Annotated in this window: 21 protein-coding genes and 1 pseudogene; 12 read left to right on the top strand and 10 right to left on the bottom strand. The window is 58.4% G+C overall.

What is annotated here, in order from left to right; all coding sequences use genetic code 11:
- The first annotated feature begins 1 nt into the window (after nt 1).
- From narH to PSH97_RS16735, 8 genes are all read left to right on the top strand, one after another.
- Nucleotides 2-1540: a nitrate reductase subunit beta gene (narH, locus tag PSH97_RS16770; protein WP_038982852.1), complete on the top strand. Its 1539-nt coding sequence runs from the start codon at nt 2-4 to the stop codon at nt 1538-1540.
- Between the two features lie 2 nt (nt 1541-1542).
- Nucleotides 1543-2298, top strand: coding sequence for a nitrate reductase molybdenum cofactor assembly chaperone (gene narJ, locus PSH97_RS16765; RefSeq protein ID WP_305445883.1), 756 nt, complete (start codon nt 1543-1545; stop codon nt 2296-2298).
- Complete coding sequence (gene narI, locus PSH97_RS16760) at nt 2291-2971, top strand: respiratory nitrate reductase subunit gamma (RefSeq protein WP_305445882.1); 681 nt, start codon at nt 2291-2293, stop codon at nt 2969-2971. Before narJ ends, narI begins: the two co-directional genes overlap by 8 nt.
- 10 nt (nt 2972-2981) lie before the next feature.
- Nucleotides 2982-3941 carry a peptidylprolyl isomerase gene (locus PSH97_RS16755; protein WP_305445881.1) on the top strand — a complete coding sequence of 320 codons (960 nt, stop codon included), beginning with the start codon at nt 2982-2984 and terminating at the stop codon, nt 3939-3941.
- A gap of 23 nt (nt 3942-3964) precedes the next feature.
- Nucleotides 3965-4957 (top strand): GTP 3',8-cyclase MoaA, encoded by a 993-nt coding sequence (moaA, locus tag PSH97_RS16750; protein WP_305445880.1) that lies wholly within the window; start codon nt 3965-3967, stop codon nt 4955-4957.
- A gap of 200 nt (nt 4958-5157) precedes the next feature.
- The gene (locus tag PSH97_RS16745; protein WP_305445879.1) at nt 5158-7170 is read left to right on the top strand and encodes a ribonucleoside triphosphate reductase; all 2013 of its coding nucleotides are present in this window, start codon (nt 5158-5160) and stop codon (nt 7168-7170) included.
- 32 nt (nt 7171-7202) lie between these two features.
- Complete coding sequence (nrdD, locus tag PSH97_RS16740) at nt 7203-7370, top strand: anaerobic ribonucleoside-triphosphate reductase (RefSeq protein WP_017338867.1); 168 nt, start codon at nt 7203-7205, stop codon at nt 7368-7370.
- Nucleotides 7367-8062: an anaerobic ribonucleoside-triphosphate reductase activating protein gene (locus tag PSH97_RS16735; protein WP_305445878.1), complete on the top strand. Its 696-nt coding sequence runs from the start codon at nt 7367-7369 to the stop codon at nt 8060-8062. The genes nrdD and PSH97_RS16735 overlap by 4 nt, the downstream gene beginning before the upstream one ends.
- A 15-nt stretch (nt 8063-8077) precedes the next feature.
- On the opposite strand, the gene PSH97_RS16730 is transcribed toward PSH97_RS16735, so the two are convergent.
- The 4 genes from PSH97_RS16730 to PSH97_RS16715 are packed head-to-tail and all read right to left on the bottom strand — an operon-like array spanning nt 8078 to nt 11185.
- On the bottom strand, nt 8078-9457 hold the full coding sequence (locus PSH97_RS16730) for a 4Fe-4S binding protein (protein WP_305445877.1): 1380 nt from the start codon (nt 9455-9457) through the stop codon (nt 8078-8080).
- A complete protein-coding gene (locus PSH97_RS16725) occupies nt 9445-10299 on the bottom strand; it encodes an FTR1 family iron permease (RefSeq protein ID WP_305445876.1) in 855 nt (284 codons plus the stop codon). Before PSH97_RS16725 ends, PSH97_RS16730 begins: the two co-directional genes overlap by 13 nt.
- Nucleotides 10300-10321: 22 nt before the next feature.
- The gene (locus tag PSH97_RS16720) at nt 10322-10654 is read right to left on the bottom strand and encodes a cupredoxin domain-containing protein (RefSeq protein WP_305445875.1); all 333 of its coding nucleotides are present in this window, start codon (nt 10652-10654) and stop codon (nt 10322-10324) included.
- Nucleotides 10655-11185, bottom strand: a complete 531-nt coding sequence (locus PSH97_RS16715; protein ID WP_305445874.1) for an iron transporter — start codon at nt 11183-11185, stop codon at nt 10655-10657. It abuts the gene before it with no gap.
- A 206-nt stretch (nt 11186-11391) separates the two neighbouring features.
- Here PSH97_RS16715 and PSH97_RS16710 point away from each other — a divergent pair, with 206 nt between their 5' ends.
- A complete protein-coding gene (locus PSH97_RS16710) occupies nt 11392-11637 on the top strand; it encodes a DUF3079 domain-containing protein (RefSeq protein ID WP_305445873.1) in 246 nt (81 codons plus the stop codon).
- 90 nt (nt 11638-11727) lie between these two features.
- On the opposite strand, the gene PSH97_RS16705 is transcribed toward PSH97_RS16710, so the two are convergent.
- The 3 genes and pseudogenes from PSH97_RS16705 to PSH97_RS16695 form a co-directional block, all read right to left on the bottom strand.
- Complete coding sequence (locus PSH97_RS16705) at nt 11728-12402, bottom strand: polysaccharide lyase family 7 protein (RefSeq protein ID WP_305445872.1); 675 nt, start codon at nt 12400-12402, stop codon at nt 11728-11730.
- A gap of 286 nt (nt 12403-12688) precedes the next feature.
- Nucleotides 12689-13480 (bottom strand): XRE family transcriptional regulator, encoded by a 792-nt coding sequence (locus PSH97_RS16700; RefSeq protein WP_305445871.1) that lies wholly within the window; start codon nt 13478-13480, stop codon nt 12689-12691.
- A gap of 93 nt (nt 13481-13573) precedes the next feature.
- Nucleotides 13574-13865 (bottom strand): annotated as a pseudogene (locus tag PSH97_RS16695) (2,4-dienoyl-CoA reductase); the annotation flags it as partial.
- Nucleotides 13866-13987: 122 nt separating this feature from the next.
- On the opposite strand from PSH97_RS16695, the gene PSH97_RS16690 reads away from it, so the two are divergent.
- Complete coding sequence (locus PSH97_RS16690) at nt 13988-14257, top strand: hypothetical protein (RefSeq protein WP_305445870.1); 270 nt, start codon at nt 13988-13990, stop codon at nt 14255-14257.
- A gap of 7 nt (nt 14258-14264) precedes the next feature.
- Here the strand turns inward: PSH97_RS16690 and PSH97_RS16685 are convergent, their stop codons facing one another.
- Nucleotides 14265-14393, bottom strand: coding sequence for a hypothetical protein (locus PSH97_RS16685; RefSeq protein WP_305449890.1), 129 nt, complete (start codon nt 14391-14393; stop codon nt 14265-14267).
- A 177-nt stretch (nt 14394-14570) separates the two neighbouring features.
- Here PSH97_RS16685 and PSH97_RS16680 point away from each other — a divergent pair, with 177 nt between their 5' ends.
- Together PSH97_RS16680 and PSH97_RS16675 are read left to right on the top strand one after the other, a co-directional pair.
- Nucleotides 14571-15197, top strand: coding sequence for a TetR/AcrR family transcriptional regulator (locus PSH97_RS16680; protein ID WP_305445869.1), 627 nt, complete (start codon nt 14571-14573; stop codon nt 15195-15197).
- 201 nt (nt 15198-15398) lie between these two features.
- Nucleotides 15399-16670, top strand: coding sequence for an OmpP1/FadL family transporter (locus PSH97_RS16675; protein WP_305445868.1), 1272 nt, complete (start codon nt 15399-15401; stop codon nt 16668-16670).
- Nucleotides 16671-16781: 111 nt separating this feature from the next.
- Here PSH97_RS16675 and PSH97_RS16670 read toward each other — a convergent pair whose 3' ends face one another.
- Both PSH97_RS16670 and PSH97_RS16665 read right to left on the bottom strand, forming a co-directional pair.
- Nucleotides 16782-17567 carry an SDR family NAD(P)-dependent oxidoreductase gene (locus tag PSH97_RS16670; protein WP_305445867.1) on the bottom strand — a complete coding sequence of 262 codons (786 nt, stop codon included), beginning with the start codon at nt 17565-17567 and terminating at the stop codon, nt 16782-16784.
- Between the two features lie 122 nt (nt 17568-17689).
- Nucleotides 17690-19150, bottom strand: coding sequence for an efflux transporter outer membrane subunit (locus tag PSH97_RS16665; RefSeq protein ID WP_305445866.1), 1461 nt, complete (start codon nt 19148-19150; stop codon nt 17690-17692).
- Nucleotides 19151-19337: the final 187 nt, after the last annotated feature.

Raw genomic sequence — 19337 nt, 5'->3', positions numbered from 1 at the left:
GATGAAGATTCGCTCACAAATCGGCATGGTTCTGAACCTGGACAAGTGCATCGGTTGCCACACCTGTTCAATCACCTGCAAAAACGTCTGGACCAGCCGCGAAGGCATGGAATACGCCTGGTTCAACAACGTTGAATCGAAACCCGGGATCGGCTACCCGAAAGAATGGGAAAACCAGGACAAGTGGAAGGGCGGCTGGATCCGCAACGCCAACGGCACGATCAACCCGCGCATCGGCGGTAAATTCCGCGTGTTGGCGAACATTTTCGCCAACCCGGATCTGCCGAGCCTCGACGATTACTACGAACCGTTCGACTTCGATTACCAGCACCTGCACACCGCGCCGCTGGGCGAGCATCAGCCCACTGCACGTCCGCGCTCGCTGATCTCCGGCAAGCGCATGGAAAAAATCGAGTGGGGCCCGAACTGGGAAGAGATCCTCGGCACCGAATTCGCCAAGCGTCGCAAGGACAAGAACTTCGACAAGATTCAGGCGGACATTTACGGCGAGTACGAAAACACCTTCATGATGTATTTGCCGCGCCTGTGCGAGCACTGCCTCAACCCGACATGCGCGGCGTCGTGCCCGAGCGGGGCGATCTACAAGCGTGAAGAAGACGGCATCGTCCTGATCGACCAGGAAAAATGCCGTGGCTGGCGGATGTGCATCAGCGGCTGCCCGTACAAGAAAATCTACTTCAACTGGAAGAGCGGCAAGTCCGAGAAATGCATCTTCTGCTACCCACGGATCGAAGCCGGGATGCCGACGGTTTGCGCGGAGACTTGCGTCGGGCGCATTCGTTACCTCGGTGTGCTGCTGTATGACGCCGACCGCATCAGCGAAGTGGCGAGCACCGCCAATGAGCAGGACCTGTACGAGAAACAACTGGAGATCTTCCTCGACCCGAATGACCCGGCGGTGATTCGTCAGGCCCTGGCCGATGGCGTACCGCAGTCGGTGATCGATTCCGCCCAGCGTTCGCCGGTCTACAAAATGGCCGTGGACTGGAAACTGGCACTGCCGCTGCACCCGGAATACCGCACCTTGCCGATGGTTTGGTACGTACCGCCGCTGTCGCCGATCCAGAACGCCGCCACGGCCGGCACCGTCGGTATGAACGGGGTGATCCCGGACGTCGACAGCCTGCGTATTCCACTCAAGTACCTGGCCAACCTGCTGACGGCGGGCGATGAAAAACCGGTCAAGCGTGCGCTTAAACGCTTGCTGGCGATGCGCGCCTACAAACGTTCCGAGCAAGTCGATGGCGTTCAGGACCTGCAAGTACTCAAGGACGTCGGCTTGAGCGTGGCCCAGGTCGAGGAGATGTATCGCTACCTGGCGATCGCCAACTATGAAGACCGCTTTGTGGTACCGAGCGCGCACCGTGAAGACGCCATGAGCGACGCCTTTGCCGAACGCTCCGGTTGCGGCTTCAGTTTCGGCAGCGGCTGCAGCGGCAGTTCCGACACCAACATGTTCGGTGCGAAGAAAGCCAACCGCCGCGACATCCTGAAAACCGTCCAGTTGTGGGAGGAATGAGCATGCAAATTCTCAAAGTGATTTCGCTGCTGCTCGATTACCCGACCGAGACGCTGATTGGCGGTCGCGACGAACTGGAGCAAGCGATTATCCAGTCACGGGAAATCAGCCCCAAGCAACGCGGCGCGCTGTTCGAATTGCTCGAGCTGATCTGCGCCAATGATTTGATGGACGGGCAGGAACACTACGGTGCGCTGTTCGGTCGGGGGCGCTCGCTGTCGCTGCTGCTGTTCGAGCATGTGCATGGCGAATCCCGCGACCGCGGTCAGGCGATGGTCGACATGATGGCGCAATACGAAGAAGCCGGTTTTGCCATCGGGGTCAAAGAGCTGCCGGACTATATCCCGCTGTACCTGGAGTTCCTCTCCACCCGCGAAGACATCGAGGCCCGCGAGGGCCTGGCGGATGTTTCGCACTTGCTGGCCTTGCTCGCCGCACGCCTGGAAGAGCGCGAGAGCGCCTATGCCAGCTGCTTCCGCGCGCTGCTGCAAATCGCCGGGGCCGAGCCCCATCAAGCGGTCGCTGACCTGCGCGAGCAGGTGGCCGCCGAACCGCGCGACGACTCCCTCGAAGCCCTCGACAAGATCTGGGAAGAGGAGGCCGTGGATTTCCTCCAGGCCGAACAGCAGGACCGTTGCAGTGGACTGCCAAGCGCACCGGGCAAGGCTCGGGAAGAAAGTGCAGTGCCGTTGCACTGGGTGGATTTTCAGCATGAAGGGTTGGCCGCCGTGCCAGCCAAGGAGGTCGGTAATGTCTAAATGGAATCTGTTGTTGTTCGGGATCTATCCCTATGTCGCTTTGGCGATCTGCCTGATCGGCAGTTGGGCCCGCTTCGACCTGTCGCAATACAGCTGGAAGGCAGGTTCGAGCCAGATGCTCAACCAACGGGGCATGCGCGTGGCGAGCAATCTGTTTCACATCGGTGTGTTGTTTGTGTTGGCCGGGCACTTCGTCGGCCTGCTGACGCCTGCGTCGGTCTATCACCATGTGATCAGCACTGAGAACAAACAGTTGCTGGCCATGGTATCCGGTGGATTTTTCGGCTTGCTGTGCCTGATCGGCTTGCTGATGCTGGTCAATCGGCGGCTCACCGATCCTCGGGTACGTGCCACCTCCAGCCCTTCGGACATCCTGATTTTGCTGGTGCTGCTGGCGCAGTTGCTGCTCGGTCTGCTGACGATTGCCGCGTCCACCGCGCATATGGACGGCTCGGTGATGGTGATGCTCGCTGACTGGGCGCAGAACACCGTGCTGTTGCGGCCGATGGAAGCGGCGGCGGCTATCGAGCCGGTCGGGCTGACCTACAAGCTGCACGTGTTTCTCGGTTTGACCCTGTTTGTGCTGTTCCCCTTCACCCGTCTCGTACACATGATCAGCGCACCGGTCTGGTACTTGGGGCGTCGTTATCAAATCGTTCGTCAGAAGTACTGAGGAGACAATCATGTCAGGTGGATGTGGATGTGGTGGTGGTAACGGCGGCAGCGGTGGCTGCGGGTCTTCCAAAAAAGCCGAGGACGTTCTCGACATCGCGCCAGTCGCACAGGCGCAGTTTGAAGCACTCCCGGTTGAGCCGGCGGCTGCCGATGACGCCCCGGCGCAGTTGATCGCCAGCAGCGAACAGGAATGGCCGATCATCAGCGTCAACGAGGTGCCGATCACCCCGGAGGCAATGGCCCAGGAGCTGCAATATCACCCGGCCGAAAGCCGCGAGGAGGCGGTGTATTTGGCCGCCCGGGCGCTGGTGATCCGCGAGTTGTTGCAGCAGCGCATCGCCGAACTCGGCGTGTCGATGGAGATCGGTGCCGGCGAGAATGAAGAAGAAGCGGCCACGCGCTTGTTGCTCGAACGGGAGGTGCACGTGCCGCAGTGCGATGAGGAAACCAGTCTGCGCTACTACGAAAACAATCGTGGGCGCTTTCACAGCGCGCCGTTGCTGGCGGTTCGGCACATCCTGCTCGAATGCGCGCCGGAAGATGTCGAGGCGCGCGCCGTTGCGCATGAACAGGCGCAAATTCTGCTGCAACGTCTGGAAGAGTTTCCCGGCAGTTTCGCTGAGCTGGCCGTGAAGTATTCGGCCTGCCCGTCGAAGGCTCAGGGCGGTTCTTTAGGGCAGATCAGCAAGGGCCAGACCGTGCCTGAACTGGAACGTCAGCTGTTCACTCTGGCGCCGGGCCTGGCCAGCAAACCGCTGGAAAGCCGTTACGGCTGGCACGTGGTCAGTGTCGATCAGCGGATCGAAGGCATGCCGCTGCCCTATGAAGTGGTGTCGACGGCGATCCGCACGCAGTTGCAGCAAGGCGTCTGGCAAAAAGCCCTGGTGCAGTACCTGCAAACCCTGATCGGTGCGGCGGATATTCGCGGTATCCACTTGCAGGGCGCCGACTCACCGCTGGTGCAGTGACCCAAGGCAAACCGGGAGATGTGATGAACGCTGTCATGCAGGATGGTTTTGGACGGCAGATCGATTATCTGCGGATGTCGGTGACGGACCGTTGTGATTTTCGCTGTGTGTATTGCATGGCGAAAAACATGACCTTCCTGCCGCGTCAGCAGGTGCTCACGCTGGAAGAGTTGCAGCGTCTGGCAACGCTGTTCGTCGGGTTGGGCGTACGCAAAATCCGTCTGACCGGCGGCGAGCCGCTGATTCGTCCGGGCATTGTCGAACTGTGCCGCAACATCGCCGCGCTGCCCGGTTTGCGTGAACTGGTCATGACCAGCAACGGCTCGCAACTGGGCCGTCTGGCTCGGCCATTGGCGGAGGCGGGGGTCAAGCGGATGAATATCAGCCTCGATAGCCTGGACCGGCAAAAGTTTCGCGCGATCACCCGCATCGGCGATCTCGATCAGGTGCTGGGCGGCATCGAAGCGGCGCGGGACGCGGGGTTTGAGCGGATCAAACTCAACTGCGTGGTGATGAAAGGGCGCAACTTCGATGAGGTCCCGGCGTTGGTGCAATACGCCATCGATCAGCGCATCGACATCAGTTTTATCGAAGAAATGCCCTTGGGCGACGTCGGGCGTTCACGGGGCGAATCGTTTTGTTCCAGCGACGAGGTTCGGTCGCTGATCGCCAGCCAGCATCGCTTACTCGACAGCACTGAAAACAGCGGCGGACCGGCACGCTATGTGCGCCTGGAACGCCATCCCGATACCCGGATCGGTTTCATTTCCCCCAACAGCCACAACTTCTGTGGCAGCTGTAATCGGGTGCGGATGACCGTTGAAGGGAAGCTGTTGCTTTGTCTGGGGCAGGACGATGCCCTGGATTTAAGAGGATTGTTGCGGCGTTATCCGCTGGATGATCAGCCGCTGATCAACGCGGTGCAGAAGGCTCTGCGCGGCAAGCCGTTGCGCCACGATTTCACCCCCGAAGGGGAGGTGCAGATAGTGCGGTTCATGAATATGAGTGGCGGTTGAGCTGTCTTGCACGGCTTGTAAGAACACAGATGATCAAATGTGGGAGCGGGCTTGCCACAGGATCTGTGTCGTCATCGGGCGTTTTTTTCACCGCAAAATCTTGATATCGATCAATTGCAGATCAGCCCTTTGTCCGTAGTCTTCACTGCATGTTGTGTTTGTTTGTCTATAAACATCTATATGTAGTATCTGGAGGCCGAATGCAGAGCACGCTGATCTCAGTAGGATGTAACCGCTTGCACAAGCGCGATGGCAGTCTGGTCGCTTTCGATGCCGACAAGATCCGTCAGGCATTAATCGCTGCCGGCAAGGCTACGGGGGAGTACACCGAAGTTGAGGTTGAAGGTTTGCTTCAGGCGGTACTCGCTCGTCTGGACGGAGTGCCAAGGCTGCATGTCGAGCAGATCCAGGATCGTGTCGAACGGGTGTTGATGGACGCCGGTTTTTTCTTCGCCATGCGCGCCTACATCGTCTACCGCGAACAACACGGGCGTTTGCGTCGCGATCGCCGGACCATGGTCGAAGTGGCGACCTCGATGAACGAATACCTGGACCGTGAAGACTGGCGGGTCCAGGCCAACGCCAATCAGGGCTACTCACTGGGTGGGCTGGTGTTGAACGTGTCGGGCAAGGTCACTGCCAATTACTGGCTGGACGAGGTGTACAGCGAGGCCATCGGCCAGGCCCACCGCGAGGCGGATTTGCATGTGCACGACCTGGACATGCTCGCCGGCTACTGCGCTGGCTGGTCGCTGCGCACACTGTTGCACGAAGGGCTCAACGGTGTGCCGGGGCGTGTCGAAGCCGGTCCGCCGAAACACTTGAGCAGCGCCTTGGGGCAGATGGTGAATTTCCTCGGCACCCTGCAAAACGAATGGGCCGGTGCCCAGGCGTTCAGCTCGTTCGACACCTACCTGGCGCCCTACGTGCGCAAGGATCAGCTGAGTTATCAGGAGGTGCGCCAGGCGATCCAGGAGTTCATCTACAACCTCAACGTGCCGTCACGCTGGGGCACCCAGACGCCGTTCACCAACCTGACCTTCGACTGGGTTTGCCCGCAGGATCTGCGTGAGCAGATACCTGTCATCGGCGGGGAGGAAATGCCGTTTGCCTATGGCGATCTACAGGTCGAAATGGACCTGCTCAACCGCGCCTACATCGAGGTGATGCAGGCTGGCGATGCGAAAGGGCGAGTGTTCACCTTTCCGATCCCGACCTACAACATCACCCATGATTTTCCGTGGGACAGTGAAAACGCCGACCGTCTGTTCGAGATGACGGCGCGCTACGGTTTGCCGTACTTCCAGAACTTCCTCAATTCGGATCTGCAGCCCAATCAGGTGCGTTCGATGTGCTGCCGGTTGCAACTGGATGTGCGCGAGTTGCTCAAGCGCGGCGGCGGTTTGTTCGGCTCGGCGGAACAGACCGGGTCGCTCGGCGTGGTGACCATCAACTGCGCGCGTCTGGGCTATGTGTTCAAGGGCAACACCAGTGGTTTGTTGCAGCGCCTGGACACGCTGATGGAGCTGGCGATGGAGAGCCTGGAGGTCAAGCGCAAAGTCATTCAGCACCACATGGATGCCGGTTTGTACCCTTACACCAAGCGTTACCTGGGCACCTTGCGCAACCATTTCTCCACCATCGGCCTCAACGGCCTGCATGAAATGCTGCGCAATTTCAGCGGCGACGAGGAGGGCATGCACACCGAGCATGGCCGGCAGTTTGCCCTGAACATGCTCGACCACGTGCGCGCCACGTTGCTGCGTTTCCAGGAAGAAACCGGGCACCTCTACAACCTGGAAGCGACACCGGCAGAAGGCACCACTTACCGCTTCGCCAAGGAAGACCTCAAGCGCTATCCGGACATTCTCCAGGCCGGTAGCCCGTTGGCGCCGTATTACACCAACTCCTCGCAACTGCCCGTGGGCTACACCGAAGACCCCTTCGAGGCCCTGGAACTTCAAGACGAACTGCAATGCAAATACACCGGCGGCACGGTCCTGCACCTGTACATGGCCGAGCGGATTTCATCGACCCAGGCCTGCAAGCAACTGGTGCGAAAAGCCCTTGGCCGCTTCCGCCTGCCATACCTGACCGTGACCCCGACCTTCTCCATTTGCCCGGTGCACGGTTACCTCGATGGCGAACATGAGTTCTGCCCCAAATGCGACGAGGTCCTGCTGCAAGAGCAGAAAGCCGGCGCCGTTCATTGATTTCGATCCACTCAACCGCAAGGAGCTTCACCATGACTGCATCGCAAACACTGCCCCAGGCTCAACGTCAACGCTGCGAAGTCTGGACCCGGGTGATGGGCTATCACCGTCCTGTGTCGGCGTTCAATCCGGGTAAACAGTCGGAGCACCGTGAGCGGGTGCACTTCACTGAAAGCGCAGCACTGGCCGGGCGCCAATGAGTCGAATGCTTCGGGTCGGGGGCATGGTGCCCCTGACCACTATCGACTATCCGGGACAGCTCGCCTGTGTGCTGTTTTGCCAGGGGTGCGCCTGGCGTTGTCGTTATTGTCATAACCCGCAGCTGATTCCCCCTCGTGGCAGTGAGGAAGTGGAGTGGCGGCGGGTGCTGGCGTTTCTGCAACGTCGCCAGGACCTGCTCGATGCCGTGGTGTTCAGTGGCGGTGAGCCGACCTTGCAGGACGGCTTGCTCGGCGCCATGGACGAAGTGCGGGACATGGGGTTTCGCATCGGCTTGCACAGCGCCGGGATTAAGCCGGCCGCGTTCGCCAAAGCACTGACCGGTGCGGATTGGGTCGGTTTCGACGTCAAGGCGTTGCCCGAGGATTGTCAGGCCATCACCCGGGTCGAGGGCAGTGGAACCGCCAACTGGCGCAGCCTCGAGCATCTGCTGGCCAGTGGCGTGGACTACGAATGCCGCACCACCGTGCATTGGCATCTGTTCGAGCCGGCGCGTCTGCTGATCCTGGCAAAACGTTTGAATACGCTGGGCGTCAAACGCTTCGCCGTGCAGCTGGTTCGCACCGAGCGGATGTTCGATCCGCTGTTGCCGAGCGTGTCGGCACAAGCGTTGCTGCCAGAGTTGTGGGAGGCCATGCGCGGGTTGTTTCCAGCCTTCGTGTTGCGGGGGTAACGGGGGCTGGGGAACTCAAGCCCAGCCCCAGAATTGCAACCACCAGCCAAATCCCACCATGCCTTCGGCCAGAAGCAGGCAAGCGATGGCGGACCCGCGTTGCACTTGGGAAAGATTTTCGCGACTCAGCCGTTTCCAACCCAATAGCAGGCTCCAGCCCATCGCGGCCATCAACAGGCAGGCCCTGGCCGGTTGCACCCACTCCAGCAGCAAGCCTTCGTAACGCAGCAATTTGACGGTGGTGGCCGACAGCCCGAGAAACAGACCGGCGCCGCCCAGGGGCGTGAGTGTCAGCGCCAGGGGCCAATACAGTGCGCGGTCTTGCGCCAGTCGAGCCGTCAGACGCAGGAGCAGCATCAACGCCGTGCCGAGCACGATCGAACTCAGACTCAGGTAAGCGACGATGCTGAAACCGTCGAGCCAGCTGAAGCTGTCGTTGAGCTGCGGGTAATGGGTCAGCAGCCACCAGGGAGCGTTGTCCTGCAGGGCCCAGAGCTGGTTGTGTTCGACCAGCCACCGGGCCAGGTGTTGTTTGAGGGCAATAAACCATGGGCTGACCGTCCACTGAAACGCGCCCATGGCCAAGCCGATTACGCCGAACAGCAGCAAGCGGGCGTCCCAGGGGGACAGGGTCTGCGCCGTCGCTTGAAGAATCTCCTGATTGCTGGAGCGGGCGATCAGTTGAACGGCACCGCGTTGCCCGCTGCAGCGTCCGCAGGCGTGACAATCACTGGCGCCTTGCAGGCGGCGAATATCGAGCAGGGGAGCGCAGTTGGGCGGCGGCAGGCGTGGTGCGGCATTCTCTATCCAGCGTTGCTCATCGACCTGAAAGTGTACGGGGGCCAGCCGGGCGAGCAGGGCGAAGACGCCGCTGACCGGGCACAGGTAACGGCACCAGACTCGCTTGCCCCGGGCGAACAACAACCCGACGCTGACCGCTGCGACGGTCGAGCCACCCAGAATCAACAGTGCGGCCTGGGCGTAGTCATAGACGCTGATCAACTGGCCGTAGAGGGTCGTCAGGCAGAACGCCAATGTAGGCCAGCCGCCCCAGCGCAACCAGCGCGGCACACCCAGGCCTTTACCGTAATGGCTGGCCCATTCGCTGAGCGAACCTTCCGGGCACAGAACGCCACACCAGAGTCGGCCGAAAAACACCATCGACAGCAACACGAACGGCCACCAGATCCCCCAGAACAGGAACTGCGCGAGCAAGGTCAGGTTGTCGAGTATCCGTGCCTGGCTGTCCGGTAGCGGCAACAGCGCCGGGGCCACCAACAGCACCGCGTAAAACACTACAACAGACCACTGCACCCCACGGATGACGGGCGCATGACGACGCATTCCGTCACCCAAACGCTGGAGCCATCGATTGCGTCGGCTCAGGTCGGGCATGGCAGGTTTTCCGCAGTGCGTTGCCGTAGCCAGCCGCCGACGGCCAGCCAATAACCGATCCACACCAACAAGGTCAGGCCGCTGGGGCTTGCGCGATAACCGGCGAACCCTGCAAGAAAGCCACCCAATCCGTGGCTGTCACTCAGCAACGTGCTGCTGTCCCAAAGCGCTTCGCCAACGATGCGGTAAACCCCCTCCGGAAAATCCAGGGCGAGCAATTGGCCGCCGATTCGTTCGGTGCCACTGACCAGCAACGCTGCGCCGAGCATGAGCAGGATGACTTCGCTGATGGCAAAAAATCGTTGCCATGAAATGAATCGGCGACTGCTGTGCAGCAGCGTAATGGTCAGCACCGACAGCACCAGTCCCAACACGCCGCCGACGGCAAACAAACCGAGCTGCGGACCTCGCAACCGGGCGCCGGCGCCATAGAGAAAGACCACCGTTTCGCTGCCTTCGCGGCTGATCGCGAGCATGGCCAGCAGTAATAGGCCTGCGCCTCCTTGTCGAGCCAGGTGGCTATCGGCGTGCCGTCGCAAATCGTGGTTGAGGCTGCGCCCGTGACGGTGCATCCAGCCGACCATTTGCACCATCAACAGGCTGGCAACCAGTGCGAGTGCGGCCTGGAACCATTCACTGGCTGACCCGCTCATGGCCTCACCGGCAAACAGAATCAACACCGCCAGCAGGCCCGAGAGCATCAACCCCAGAACCACACCCGCCCACAGGTATTTGACCAGCCGATGACGTTGGCCTTGCTGGCCGGCCCAGGCCTGGAGAATACCGATCACCAGCAACGCCTCGACGCTTTCGCGCCAGACGATGAACATTGATTGATTCATGGAAGCTCCGTGCGCTAACAGGTTATTTCGCGAGGATGCCGCCTTCGGGCAATTGCGGATTGAACTCGTCGAAAAAGGGGTAGTGACCGGGCCTGAGCGGGTGAATGACCACGAAGGTCGTCACGCCCGGCGACAGGACTTTTTCAACCCGCAACGGCGTGCTCTCGAACTCGGCCGGCCCTTGGCCGACGTTCTTCAGAACGATCTTGAAGCGCTGTCCGGCCGGCACCTCCAGCAAGGCCGGCGTGAAGTGGCCATCGCGCAGGATCAGCTCAAAGCTCGGCAACTCAGCATGGACCGTGAGCGGTGCAACGGCTCCGGCCACCATCAGCCAGGCAAGATGCAGGCGCTTCATTCAATAGCCGCCTTTTTTACCGATGCCGGCGTAGATGAATTCGTAGTGCAGTTCGCAGCGTTCGAACCAGGGGGCGACACCGGTTTCCTTGTCGGTGTGGCGCCCGAGGGAGCCATGACCGGCAGGTGGCAGAACAGTGAACGTCAGCTGATATTTACCGGGGCCAAGCAGCTTCACATTATCGCCATAGTGCGGGCCGTCATTGGCCACCATGGCGTGGAAATCGCCTTTGATCTCGGGGTCGCTGCCGTGTTTTTTCAGGTTGAAAGAGACATTCAGGTAGGGCACGAAACTGCCTTCCTGAAAGCCCTGCCGATTGTCCGCAGTCGCCCGGATATCGGCTTCCAGGTGGACATCGGAATCCGCGGTGGCGCGCATCATTCCGGCAGGTGCCATTTCGATCGGCTGCAAATACACCGCCCCGACTTCCAGCCCGGGACACAACTGTGGTTCCCCGATCGGGTATTCCTTGGCGTGAGCCAATGGTGTGAGCAAGAGCAGGGCGAGTGGCAGCGAAAAAGGGGTACGCATAATAGCTTCCTGTGCACTGACGAGTAGGAGCCCGAGTCTAGGAAGCTTTGCTGCGAACAATAATGATTGTTATCAAGTTTCGAGCAATTAAACCGATGGCAAGGGATTGCGCGGGGGGCCGGATGTCGATTCTTGATATGTATCAAGGCTGCTGTTGCGCAAGGGCTGTAGGTTGGAAAAACGCCACTCAATGATCGGAGATCGGCATGGCCAAGAACTTCCCCGTCAACCCCAAGCACCCCGAGCGGATCTGTTGGGGATGCGACCTGTATTGTCCGGCGAAGTCCCTGGCATGCGGCAATGGTTCCGAGCGCACGATGCATCCGGCGGAGATGTTTGGAGAGGATTGGCACCTGCCTGGCGACTGGGGCCTTGATGCGGTCATTACTACAGACAAGGTGGTGGATGGCTTCCAAACACTGTCCGATGATGCGCTGCCTGCAAAGAGTTGATGCGGCGATCCGACTTGCCGACGAAGGCGCCCTTGAGGACGTCTTCGCCGGCAAGCCTGGCTCCTACAGGTCCGTTTTACTCAGGCGATATCAAGCGTGGGTGATGGAAAGATCGCTGATGATGCACACCGAACCGTCTTCGGGGTCGGTGGTGTCGGAGTAATCGATCTGGTTGTACACACCGCCGTGGAAGGCCAGCGTTTTCGTGTCCCAGGTGTTGTCGAGACGCATGATTGCGGAGGTCGATTTGACGCCGTTACAGCTCGCCGAAACGGAGACCGCGCCATTCGAATTGGCGTGAATGTTGATTTTGAACAGTGCCCCGAGCGGCACGTTTTCCAGAACAGTCGTGTTCACCGGGTCTTCTTGAAGATAACTCGACCGAAACCCCATGGTGATTCGGCCTTTGTTCCAAAACACTTTGACAGGTGGTCGCTCTGAACCCTGCACATGAATCTGACCTATCACAACCTTTTGCAGCGAGTTGACTTTGGTCAGCCGCATTTCTTGTCGGTTCCAGTGGTCAGCAGCGCTGGCGAACAGCCAATAACCTGGCTCCTTCCACTCGCAGCGCGTCCGGTGCGTGCTTTTGCTCGAAGCGCCGAGCGTCGGTGCCGTCATTTGCAGCGAGCCATCCGCAAGCATCGAAACGACTTCCGGGCATTCAAGCAGTGCCCGCCAACCGATGAGCTCAAGTGCGATGGGGTTGGTGTCGGAGATAGGAAGCGGTGTAGCGATTGTGTAGTTGCTGATGTCTACGGTCATGGTCATTTCCCTAATTCATTGATGTCACCTTGTGCTCCGATGAGCCTTGCGCTTTTGATGTAGGCCTACATCCCACTGCCCACTCGATGAATGGGCAGAAGTGATGCTTTCGTTGTTGCTCGTGCCGCGACTTTCGATGCTGGGTAGTGTTGTCTTGGCTTGAAGTAAAAGTAGCAGTGCTTATATTATAAGTAAATAGCGCTGCTAATAATATTTTCGGCAGACATAAGAAAGCCCGCGCTAGGCGGGCTTCATCGGTAAAAAAAGGGTCTACGGTTTGACTCAATCAGCGGGCGAACATCCCCCACCAGAATACGTGGCCGAGGATCACGATCTGCTGCTCCTGGATTTCTGCGAAGGTGTAGTCCTCATCCGGATGCTCGTCGCGATTGAAGCTGCGAAGGCGGATGCCCGTCGGCAGGCGGTAAACCTGTTTCACGCGTAGCTGACCGCTATGATTGATGGCGTACATGTCGCCGTCAACGATATCGCCCAGTGAGCTCTTGCCGACGTTGATGCCTACGGTCGCGCCGTCACGCAGCACTGGCAGCATGCTGTTGCCGCTGACAACCACGCACTTGGCGTTGCTGAACTGAACGCCGTTATGGCGAAGGTCTTTCTTGAAAAAGCGCAGCCGGGCGCTGTCACTCTCCTCAATCACGAAACGGCCTGATCCAGCCGCCAGCTCCACTTCACGCAGGAAGGGTACGTAGACCTCATCGTCATCCAGGGGAGTGTCGTCATCCCAGGGCTGGATGTCCGACATCAATACGCTTGGCTGAATGCGCTCGAACGGCTGAACGCTTGCAACGGTCGACATCAGGCGCGGGCTCACTTCACTGGCATTGAAACTCAAGGCTTTTGCCAGTTTCAGAAGTGCCTCGACGTTCAGTGGAACCTTGCCGGTGGCGTACTGACTGAAGGCGCTTTGGCCAGACCATCCGCAAGCCTCAGCCACATTCGCTTGAGTGAGATTTGATCCAGCTGCTTTGGCAGCAGACTTTCGTTGGTCGTAAATAGCCTTGAGCCTGGTGCTCTCAGCGACTTCTTCAGGGGTAAGGGGGCGTCGTGTTTTCATGGCGACAAGAGTATTCGCAGAACTGATATTTCAGCAAGTAGTGCTGCTAGTAGTTTCCAGCTCCCAAACGCAGCTCTGCTGCGATGCGTGGCAGGGCCCCCGTGCCGATTGCCCCATTGAAGCCAACAGCTGCCGTCCGGGATGATTGATTTGCATCCAGGCCTGGGCTCCGTGACTGCGACAAGCGTCGGCCCATAGCCTGAATTTGCCCAGGTTCCGATCGTCCTCAAGCACTACGCCAGCGGGTCCGGTCAAGGCATGGCGATCAACCATGACGTTGCCAGTGATGATCAGGCCGGCATCACCCTTCCGCCCAACGCCAATAGAGCTTAACCAGCGCTTCCCCCGGAGCGTGATCCTCATTGGCAAGATTCTCCTCCATGGCAGGGCTCGGCCGGTTTGTTTTCTGTGGGCATGGGGCGTCCCAGGCCGGGCCATGCCCGGACGGAAGGGTTGATAGAGGCGGGATCAGCTACAGTTGATAGATGATTCAAAAAGGAGGTGTATATGAGCATCACTGTCTGCGTCGTATGTGGTGATAGCGCCGAGAAAGCGTATCCAGTAGGCAGTTTTGATGAGTTTAAATGTGCGACCTGTGGCTACTATTCAGTCAATCGGCAGTTGATTGAGGAGATGGAGGCAGCCAATCAGGTCTTTGATACCGAGCGCACCCAGCAATACTTGATGATCCACTCTCGGTCGGGCCAGGTGCCTGCGATTACACGTATCGAGACCACGAAGCATCAACTGATCGTGGAGAGTTCGCGAAAAAAGTGAGGGTGGGTCAGGCAGCGAGGCGCGGGTATAGCCCTGTGATGTCGGCGGCGTTGGCCGCGACCAGGGTTTCCGCCTCATCGGGGCAGACGCTGTTGCCGTTCAGCTCACCTGGTTGGACTTGTTGATCGGGAGCCACTCTTCGGCGCCTGTGAGATGTGTTCGTGGGCTATTTGTTGATCGCCCGGCATTGTCTTGCAGTGGCTTTACCCGAGTGGTCTGAGTGGGACTGAAAAACGTAATGCGGCTGACGTGTGACAATATTCATATAGAGTCACAAGTTGTCAGCCTGCGATAGGGTGAGTAAGCTGCTCTCATGAATCAGCCATCAATATCTTCATCCTCGCCGAGCACTCGTGGCCCAGCCGAGCACGACATTCGAGACCAGATTGTCGCCGCTGCCAACGAGCACTTCAGTCAGTATGGCTACGGTAAAACCACGGTTTCCGACCTGGCCAAGGCCATCGGTTTTTCCAAAGCGTACATCTATAAATTTTTTGATTCCAAGCAGGCGATCGGCGAAGCCATTTGCTCAAACTGTTTGGGGCAAATCGTTGCAGCAGTCGAACAGGCTGTTCACGCAGAAGCTGTTTCACCGACCGAGCGTTTCCGTCGACTGGTAAAAACCGTGATTGCTACGGGTGTGGACCTGTTCTTCAATGATCGCAAGCTCTACGACATCGCAGCATTTTCCGCTTCGGAGCGCTGGCCCAGTGCCCAGGTTTATGAAGCACAGATCAAGCGCTTTATCTTTGACATCGTGCGTGAAGGGCGAGAGGTCGGAGAGTTCGAGCGCAAGACCCCGCTGGACGAGACCGTCGAAGCGATCCATCTGGCGCTGCGACCTTTCGTCAACCCATTGCTGCTGCAACACAATCTGGATTTTATTGAGGAGGCGCCCACGCTTACCACCAACCTCATCTTGCGTAGCCTCATGCCTTGACTCTTCGCTGATCAAAATATTCAGGTCATTTGAGTCAAGGCGACATCCCCCTCATCAGTTTCCTGTTTCCGGTAAACGAGCGCCGGGGAGGGCATTCAATTTTTGCTGAATGTGACCATTGACTGATATGGTCACATGGATAGTATGGGCCCCTGCAGTTCTCGATGTTCTATTTTCAGTGACGCCCATAGAGTCCAAACAATGAAGAAAATAATGCTCAAGGGCCCCGTTGGCCTGGCTGTCGTTCTTGCGTCCTCCAATGTATTTGCCGGTGGTTTCGCACTCAACGAACAAAGCATCAGCGGGATGGGGGCCGGCTTTGCTGGTCGCTCCTCCTCTGCGGAAGATGCCAGCACAGTTTTCGGCAATCCGGCTGGCATGGCGCGACTTAAAAGAGAGCAGGTCAGCGTGGGGGCGGCGACGCTGTTCGCGAAGTCCGACATCAGCCAGACTCGCAGTACGTTTGGGGGAAAGGAAGACGGTGACATGGTGCCCACGACTACGGTGCCGATGGGATACTACGTCAAGCCTATCGATGACCATTGGGCATTCGGCATCGGATTTTATGTGCCTTTTGGCTTGATCACCGACTACGGCAGTGGTTTTGCCGGACGCTATTACGCCAATAAGAGCGAAGTCACGACACTTACTTTCCAACCCACCATCAGCTATGCCTTCAACGAGAAAGTTTCGATTGGATTTGGTCCGACCATCAACCGTATCAGCGGTGAGCTGTCCGGGATGGTGCCCAATCCACTAAGCCCTGGGCGTAATGACGGGAAGCTCAAAAGCACTGGCGATGACACTGCACTTGGCTTCAACGCAGGTGTTCTGGTCCAGGCGACAGACCAAACACGCTTGGGGCTGACCTATCACTCCAAGGTTAGCTATCACTTGGATGCCAAAACCAAGGTCACCGATGGCATCTTTAGCTTGCTTGGAGTCAGTGGCCGTAGCTATGACGCATCGTTGGACGTGGACACCCCCGAGTCGGTGGACTTTTCGGTAACTCATCGGCTCAATAACGACTGGACCCTATATGTAGGAAGTACTTGGACGCGCTGGAGCCGCTTTAAAGAGTTGACGATTGAGAACAGCGGCTTACCGCCACTACTGAGCGGCCAATTGGGCACCATTACCGAAGAACAGAACTGGCATGATACGTGGGCTCACGCTATAGGTACGGCGTATCAACTAAACAACCAATGGGTACTTCGTGCTGGGTTTTCGGTTGATCAGTCGCCCACCAACAATACCAACCGGGGTCCCCGTATTCCTACGGGCGACCGAAAGGTAATCAGCTTTGGTGCCGGTTGGACTCCAGCGGAAAATGTCACGATCGACGTTGCTTATTCCTATCTATGGGAGGAAAGCGTGCAGATCAATGAGACCTCGGCGAACAGAGGAGCATACAGTGCCAAATACAAGAACAGTGCCAGAGGCCTCGGTACTTCTGTTAGCTACCGTTTCTAGCTGAGCGCTTTTACATCACAAATGTTGGGTAGGGAGTACGTGTTGCCTCCCTACTCTTAAGGAAATAATTCAGGCCTTTCCTCTCAAAGCAAAGGCCTCTTTTTCTCCTCCTCAGACTCCCATAACTTGCGCCATGAGATTCTGATGAAAGCGACGTGGCGTGGCCCACGTCAAGACAGTGATGGCCTTGTTGCCAAAGCCTGGCACGACGCTCATGCGTCCAGCTTGCAGCGCACGGATTCCTGCCTGCACGACGGGCTGAGGCTGCATCATCACTCTTTTCAAGACCGGCGTGATCTTTTGCCTGGCGCTTTCTGCAAATCCGGTATCCGACATTCCTGGGCAAAGTGCGGTAACGACGACGCCGTCATTTTTCAGTTCGCGATGAAGCGCATCAGAGAAGCGAAGAACATAGGCTTTCGCGGCAGAGTAAACGGCGAAATTCTTCACGCCCTGGAAGGACAGCAAGCTTGCGACCATCAGGATGTGCCCACGTTTGCGGGCTCGCATGTCGGCCGCGAAAAGGCGTGTCAGGGCTGTCAGGCTGGCGATATCCAAATCAATCATGGTCAGGGACTCATCCAGAGGTTGATCCAGGAAAGGCCCCTGCAATCCATGGCCCGCATTGTTGATGAGCACATCGATCACTATATTGCGTTCGCTGAGTCGCTCATGCAGTTCGATGATCGCGGGGATCGAGGACAGGTCTACTTGTTCGACGATCACATCAACGCCGAAGCGTTCGCGCAACTGCGCCGATAGCGCTTCGAGCTTACTCAGCCTTCTTGCTACCAGAACGAGCGATTTTCCCTGCGCTGCATATTGCCGGGCAAACTCCTCGCCAAATCCGCTTGATGCGCCGGTGATGAGCACCCAGGAATTTTCGTTCGACTTCATTTCGCTGTACTCCAGTTGGTTTCTATTGAGCAATTGGTTGAGCGAAACCTGCTCTCGGATTGGGTCGTAGCTGAAAGAGGAGGGGGAGGTGCGTGCATCAAGTGCTACGTCACCTGGTTAAATCATCGTGTCGCAACAGGCTGAGCTTCAGGAGGCTGCCAGCCACCACCGAGCGCCTTGAATGCCGCAACCGCCGCCCGTGCCGATTCCGTTCGCGCTTGTGCCCGAGCATCGGAAGCCTGCAGCATCGTTTCGTCGGCGTGCAGAACATCGATCAGGCTGGCCGTGCCTTTCTCATAGGCAATGAACGACGATTGGCGAGCCTGTGTCAGAGACGCCTCACCCCCGGTGAGGGTGGCTGCTTGAGCTTCCCGATTCACCAGGGAGGAGAGCGCGTTTTCGACATCTTCGGTGGCGCGCAGCACGGACTGACGGTAAACGGCCAAGGCTTCGGCTTCTTGTCCCTTGGCTTGATCGATTTGAGCGTTTATGCGGCCAAAGTCGAAAAGTCTCCAGCGCAGCCCCAGTACGCCCGCCGACTGATTGGCGCCGCCAGTGAAAAGGTTGCCGCCGGAGACGGCCGTGGCGCTCCCCAGCAATGCGCTGAGGGAGAATTTCGGGTAGTACTCAGCAATCGCGACCCCGATGCGTGCATTGGAGGCCGCAAGGCGGCGCTCAGCCACGATGAGATCTGGCCTGCGGCGCAGCAGATCGGCCGGCGTTCCCGTGGCCTTTATCTGCGGCGCAAGAGGAATGCTTCCTGCACTTGCCAGTTTCGTGCGATGAGTGCCTGGCGGTGTACCGAGCATTACATCCAGTGCATTCATGGCAGCATCCAGGCCGGTCTGCAGCACTGGCACTGTCGCCTGGACCTGCGATAACGCTCCCTCAGTCTGCTGAACCTGATAGTTGGCAGCGAGGCCCTTGCCGTAGAGCAAGCGGACTTTCTCTAGCAGTCCCTGTTGCGTTTTGACTTGTCGGTTCGCAATGTCCAGCCGGGCCTGCAAACCGCGGATGGTGATGTAGATATCGGCGGTCTGCGCGGCGATGGCCAGTCGTGTGGCAGCGGCGCCCGCCTCAGAAGCCTGGTACTCGGAGAGTGCGGCTTGGCGTCCGCGTCGCAGGCCGCCAAAGACATCAACCTCCCAGCCAGCACCGAGATTAACCTCGTAGGAGCTTCCATCCCGATCATAGCCAGGCGTTGAGTTCAACACCTGGCCGAGTGGAGTCTCGATTGATTGGTAGGAGCGCGCGGCCTGGCCACTGATGTTCCCCGAGGGCAGTAAGGCGGCATTGGCGGCACCCAATCCTGCCCGTGCCTGTTTGACTCGCGCCGACGCCTGCGCCAGATCCAGATTCTGTTCAAGAGCCTTGGAGACGAAGTCGGTTAGCACGGGATCACCAAAACCTTCCCACCAGGTCACAAGACTGGCTGGCGCCGCTACAGGCCTTTGCTCGACAGCAGGCTGACCCAGGTAACGATCCGAAAGAGGGGAGTCCGGACGTTGATAGTCCGGACCGACCGCACAGCCTGCCATCAGGCTGGCGCTCACCAAAAGAGCAATGGGGCGAAGGGGAGGCATTGAGGTTCCTTCAAATCGGGGGATGATTTGTGACCATATTACTTTATGGTCACGCCCTGTCAATCAATGCCATTTGATCAGATTGTAAGATTACTCCAGTAGATATGGCGTTTATCGCATAGGCACAGAGAATCTCGATAGCTCATATTTCGTGACCATTGACATAAATGGTCACTGTGCTGAGAAT

Source organism: Pseudomonas cucumis, assembly GCF_030687935.1.
Lineage (GTDB): Bacteria > Pseudomonadota > Gammaproteobacteria > Pseudomonadales > Pseudomonadaceae > Aquipseudomonas > Aquipseudomonas cucumis.
This window is presented reverse-complemented; position numbering and strand designations above follow the sequence as displayed.

Coding starts and splice junctions, on each gene's coding strand:
- PSH97_RS16705 (WP_305445872.1), bottom strand. CDS start 12,402: ATGACCGTAGACATCAGCAACTACACAATCGCTACACCGCTTCCTATC.
- narH (WP_038982852.1), top strand. CDS start 2: ATGAAGATTCGCTCACAAATCGGCATGGTTCTGAACCTGGACAAGTGC.
- PSH97_RS16720 (WP_305445875.1), bottom strand. CDS start 10,654: ATGAAGCGCCTGCATCTTGCCTGGCTGATGGTGGCCGGAGCCGTTGCA.
- PSH97_RS16735 (WP_305445878.1), top strand. CDS start 7,367: ATGAGTCGAATGCTTCGGGTCGGGGGCATGGTGCCCCTGACCACTATC.
- PSH97_RS16755 (WP_305445881.1), top strand. CDS start 2,982: ATGTCAGGTGGATGTGGATGTGGTGGTGGTAACGGCGGCAGCGGTGGC.
- PSH97_RS16730 (WP_305445877.1), bottom strand. CDS start 9,457: ATGCCCGACCTGAGCCGACGCAATCGATGGCTCCAGCGTTTGGGTGAC.
- PSH97_RS16715 (WP_305445874.1), bottom strand. CDS start 11,185: ATGCGTACCCCTTTTTCGCTGCCACTCGCCCTGCTCTTGCTCACACCA.
- PSH97_RS16665 (WP_305445866.1), bottom strand. CDS start 19,150: ATGCCTCCCCTTCGCCCCATTGCTCTTTTGGTGAGCGCCAGCCTGATG.
- PSH97_RS16675 (WP_305445868.1), top strand. CDS start 15,399: ATGAAGAAAATAATGCTCAAGGGCCCCGTTGGCCTGGCTGTCGTTCTT.
- PSH97_RS16700 (WP_305445871.1), bottom strand. CDS start 13,480: ATGAAAACACGACGCCCCCTTACCCCTGAAGAAGTCGCTGAGAGCACC.
- moaA (WP_305445880.1), top strand. CDS start 3,965: ATGAACGCTGTCATGCAGGATGGTTTTGGACGGCAGATCGATTATCTG.
- nrdD (WP_017338867.1), top strand. CDS start 7,203: ATGACTGCATCGCAAACACTGCCCCAGGCTCAACGTCAACGCTGCGAA.
- PSH97_RS16680 (WP_305445869.1), top strand. CDS start 14,571: ATGAATCAGCCATCAATATCTTCATCCTCGCCGAGCACTCGTGGCCCA.
- PSH97_RS16725 (WP_305445876.1), bottom strand. CDS start 10,299: ATGAATCAATCAATGTTCATCGTCTGGCGCGAAAGCGTCGAGGCGTTG.
- PSH97_RS16690 (WP_305445870.1), top strand. CDS start 13,988: ATGAGCATCACTGTCTGCGTCGTATGTGGTGATAGCGCCGAGAAAGCG.
- PSH97_RS16710 (WP_305445873.1), top strand. CDS start 11,392: ATGGCCAAGAACTTCCCCGTCAACCCCAAGCACCCCGAGCGGATCTGT.
- narJ (WP_305445883.1), top strand. CDS start 1,543: ATGCAAATTCTCAAAGTGATTTCGCTGCTGCTCGATTACCCGACCGAG.
- PSH97_RS16670 (WP_305445867.1), bottom strand. CDS start 17,567: ATGAAGTCGAACGAAAATTCCTGGGTGCTCATCACCGGCGCATCAAGC.
- narI (WP_305445882.1), top strand. CDS start 2,291: ATGTCTAAATGGAATCTGTTGTTGTTCGGGATCTATCCCTATGTCGCT.
- PSH97_RS16745 (WP_305445879.1), top strand. CDS start 5,158: ATGCAGAGCACGCTGATCTCAGTAGGATGTAACCGCTTGCACAAGCGC.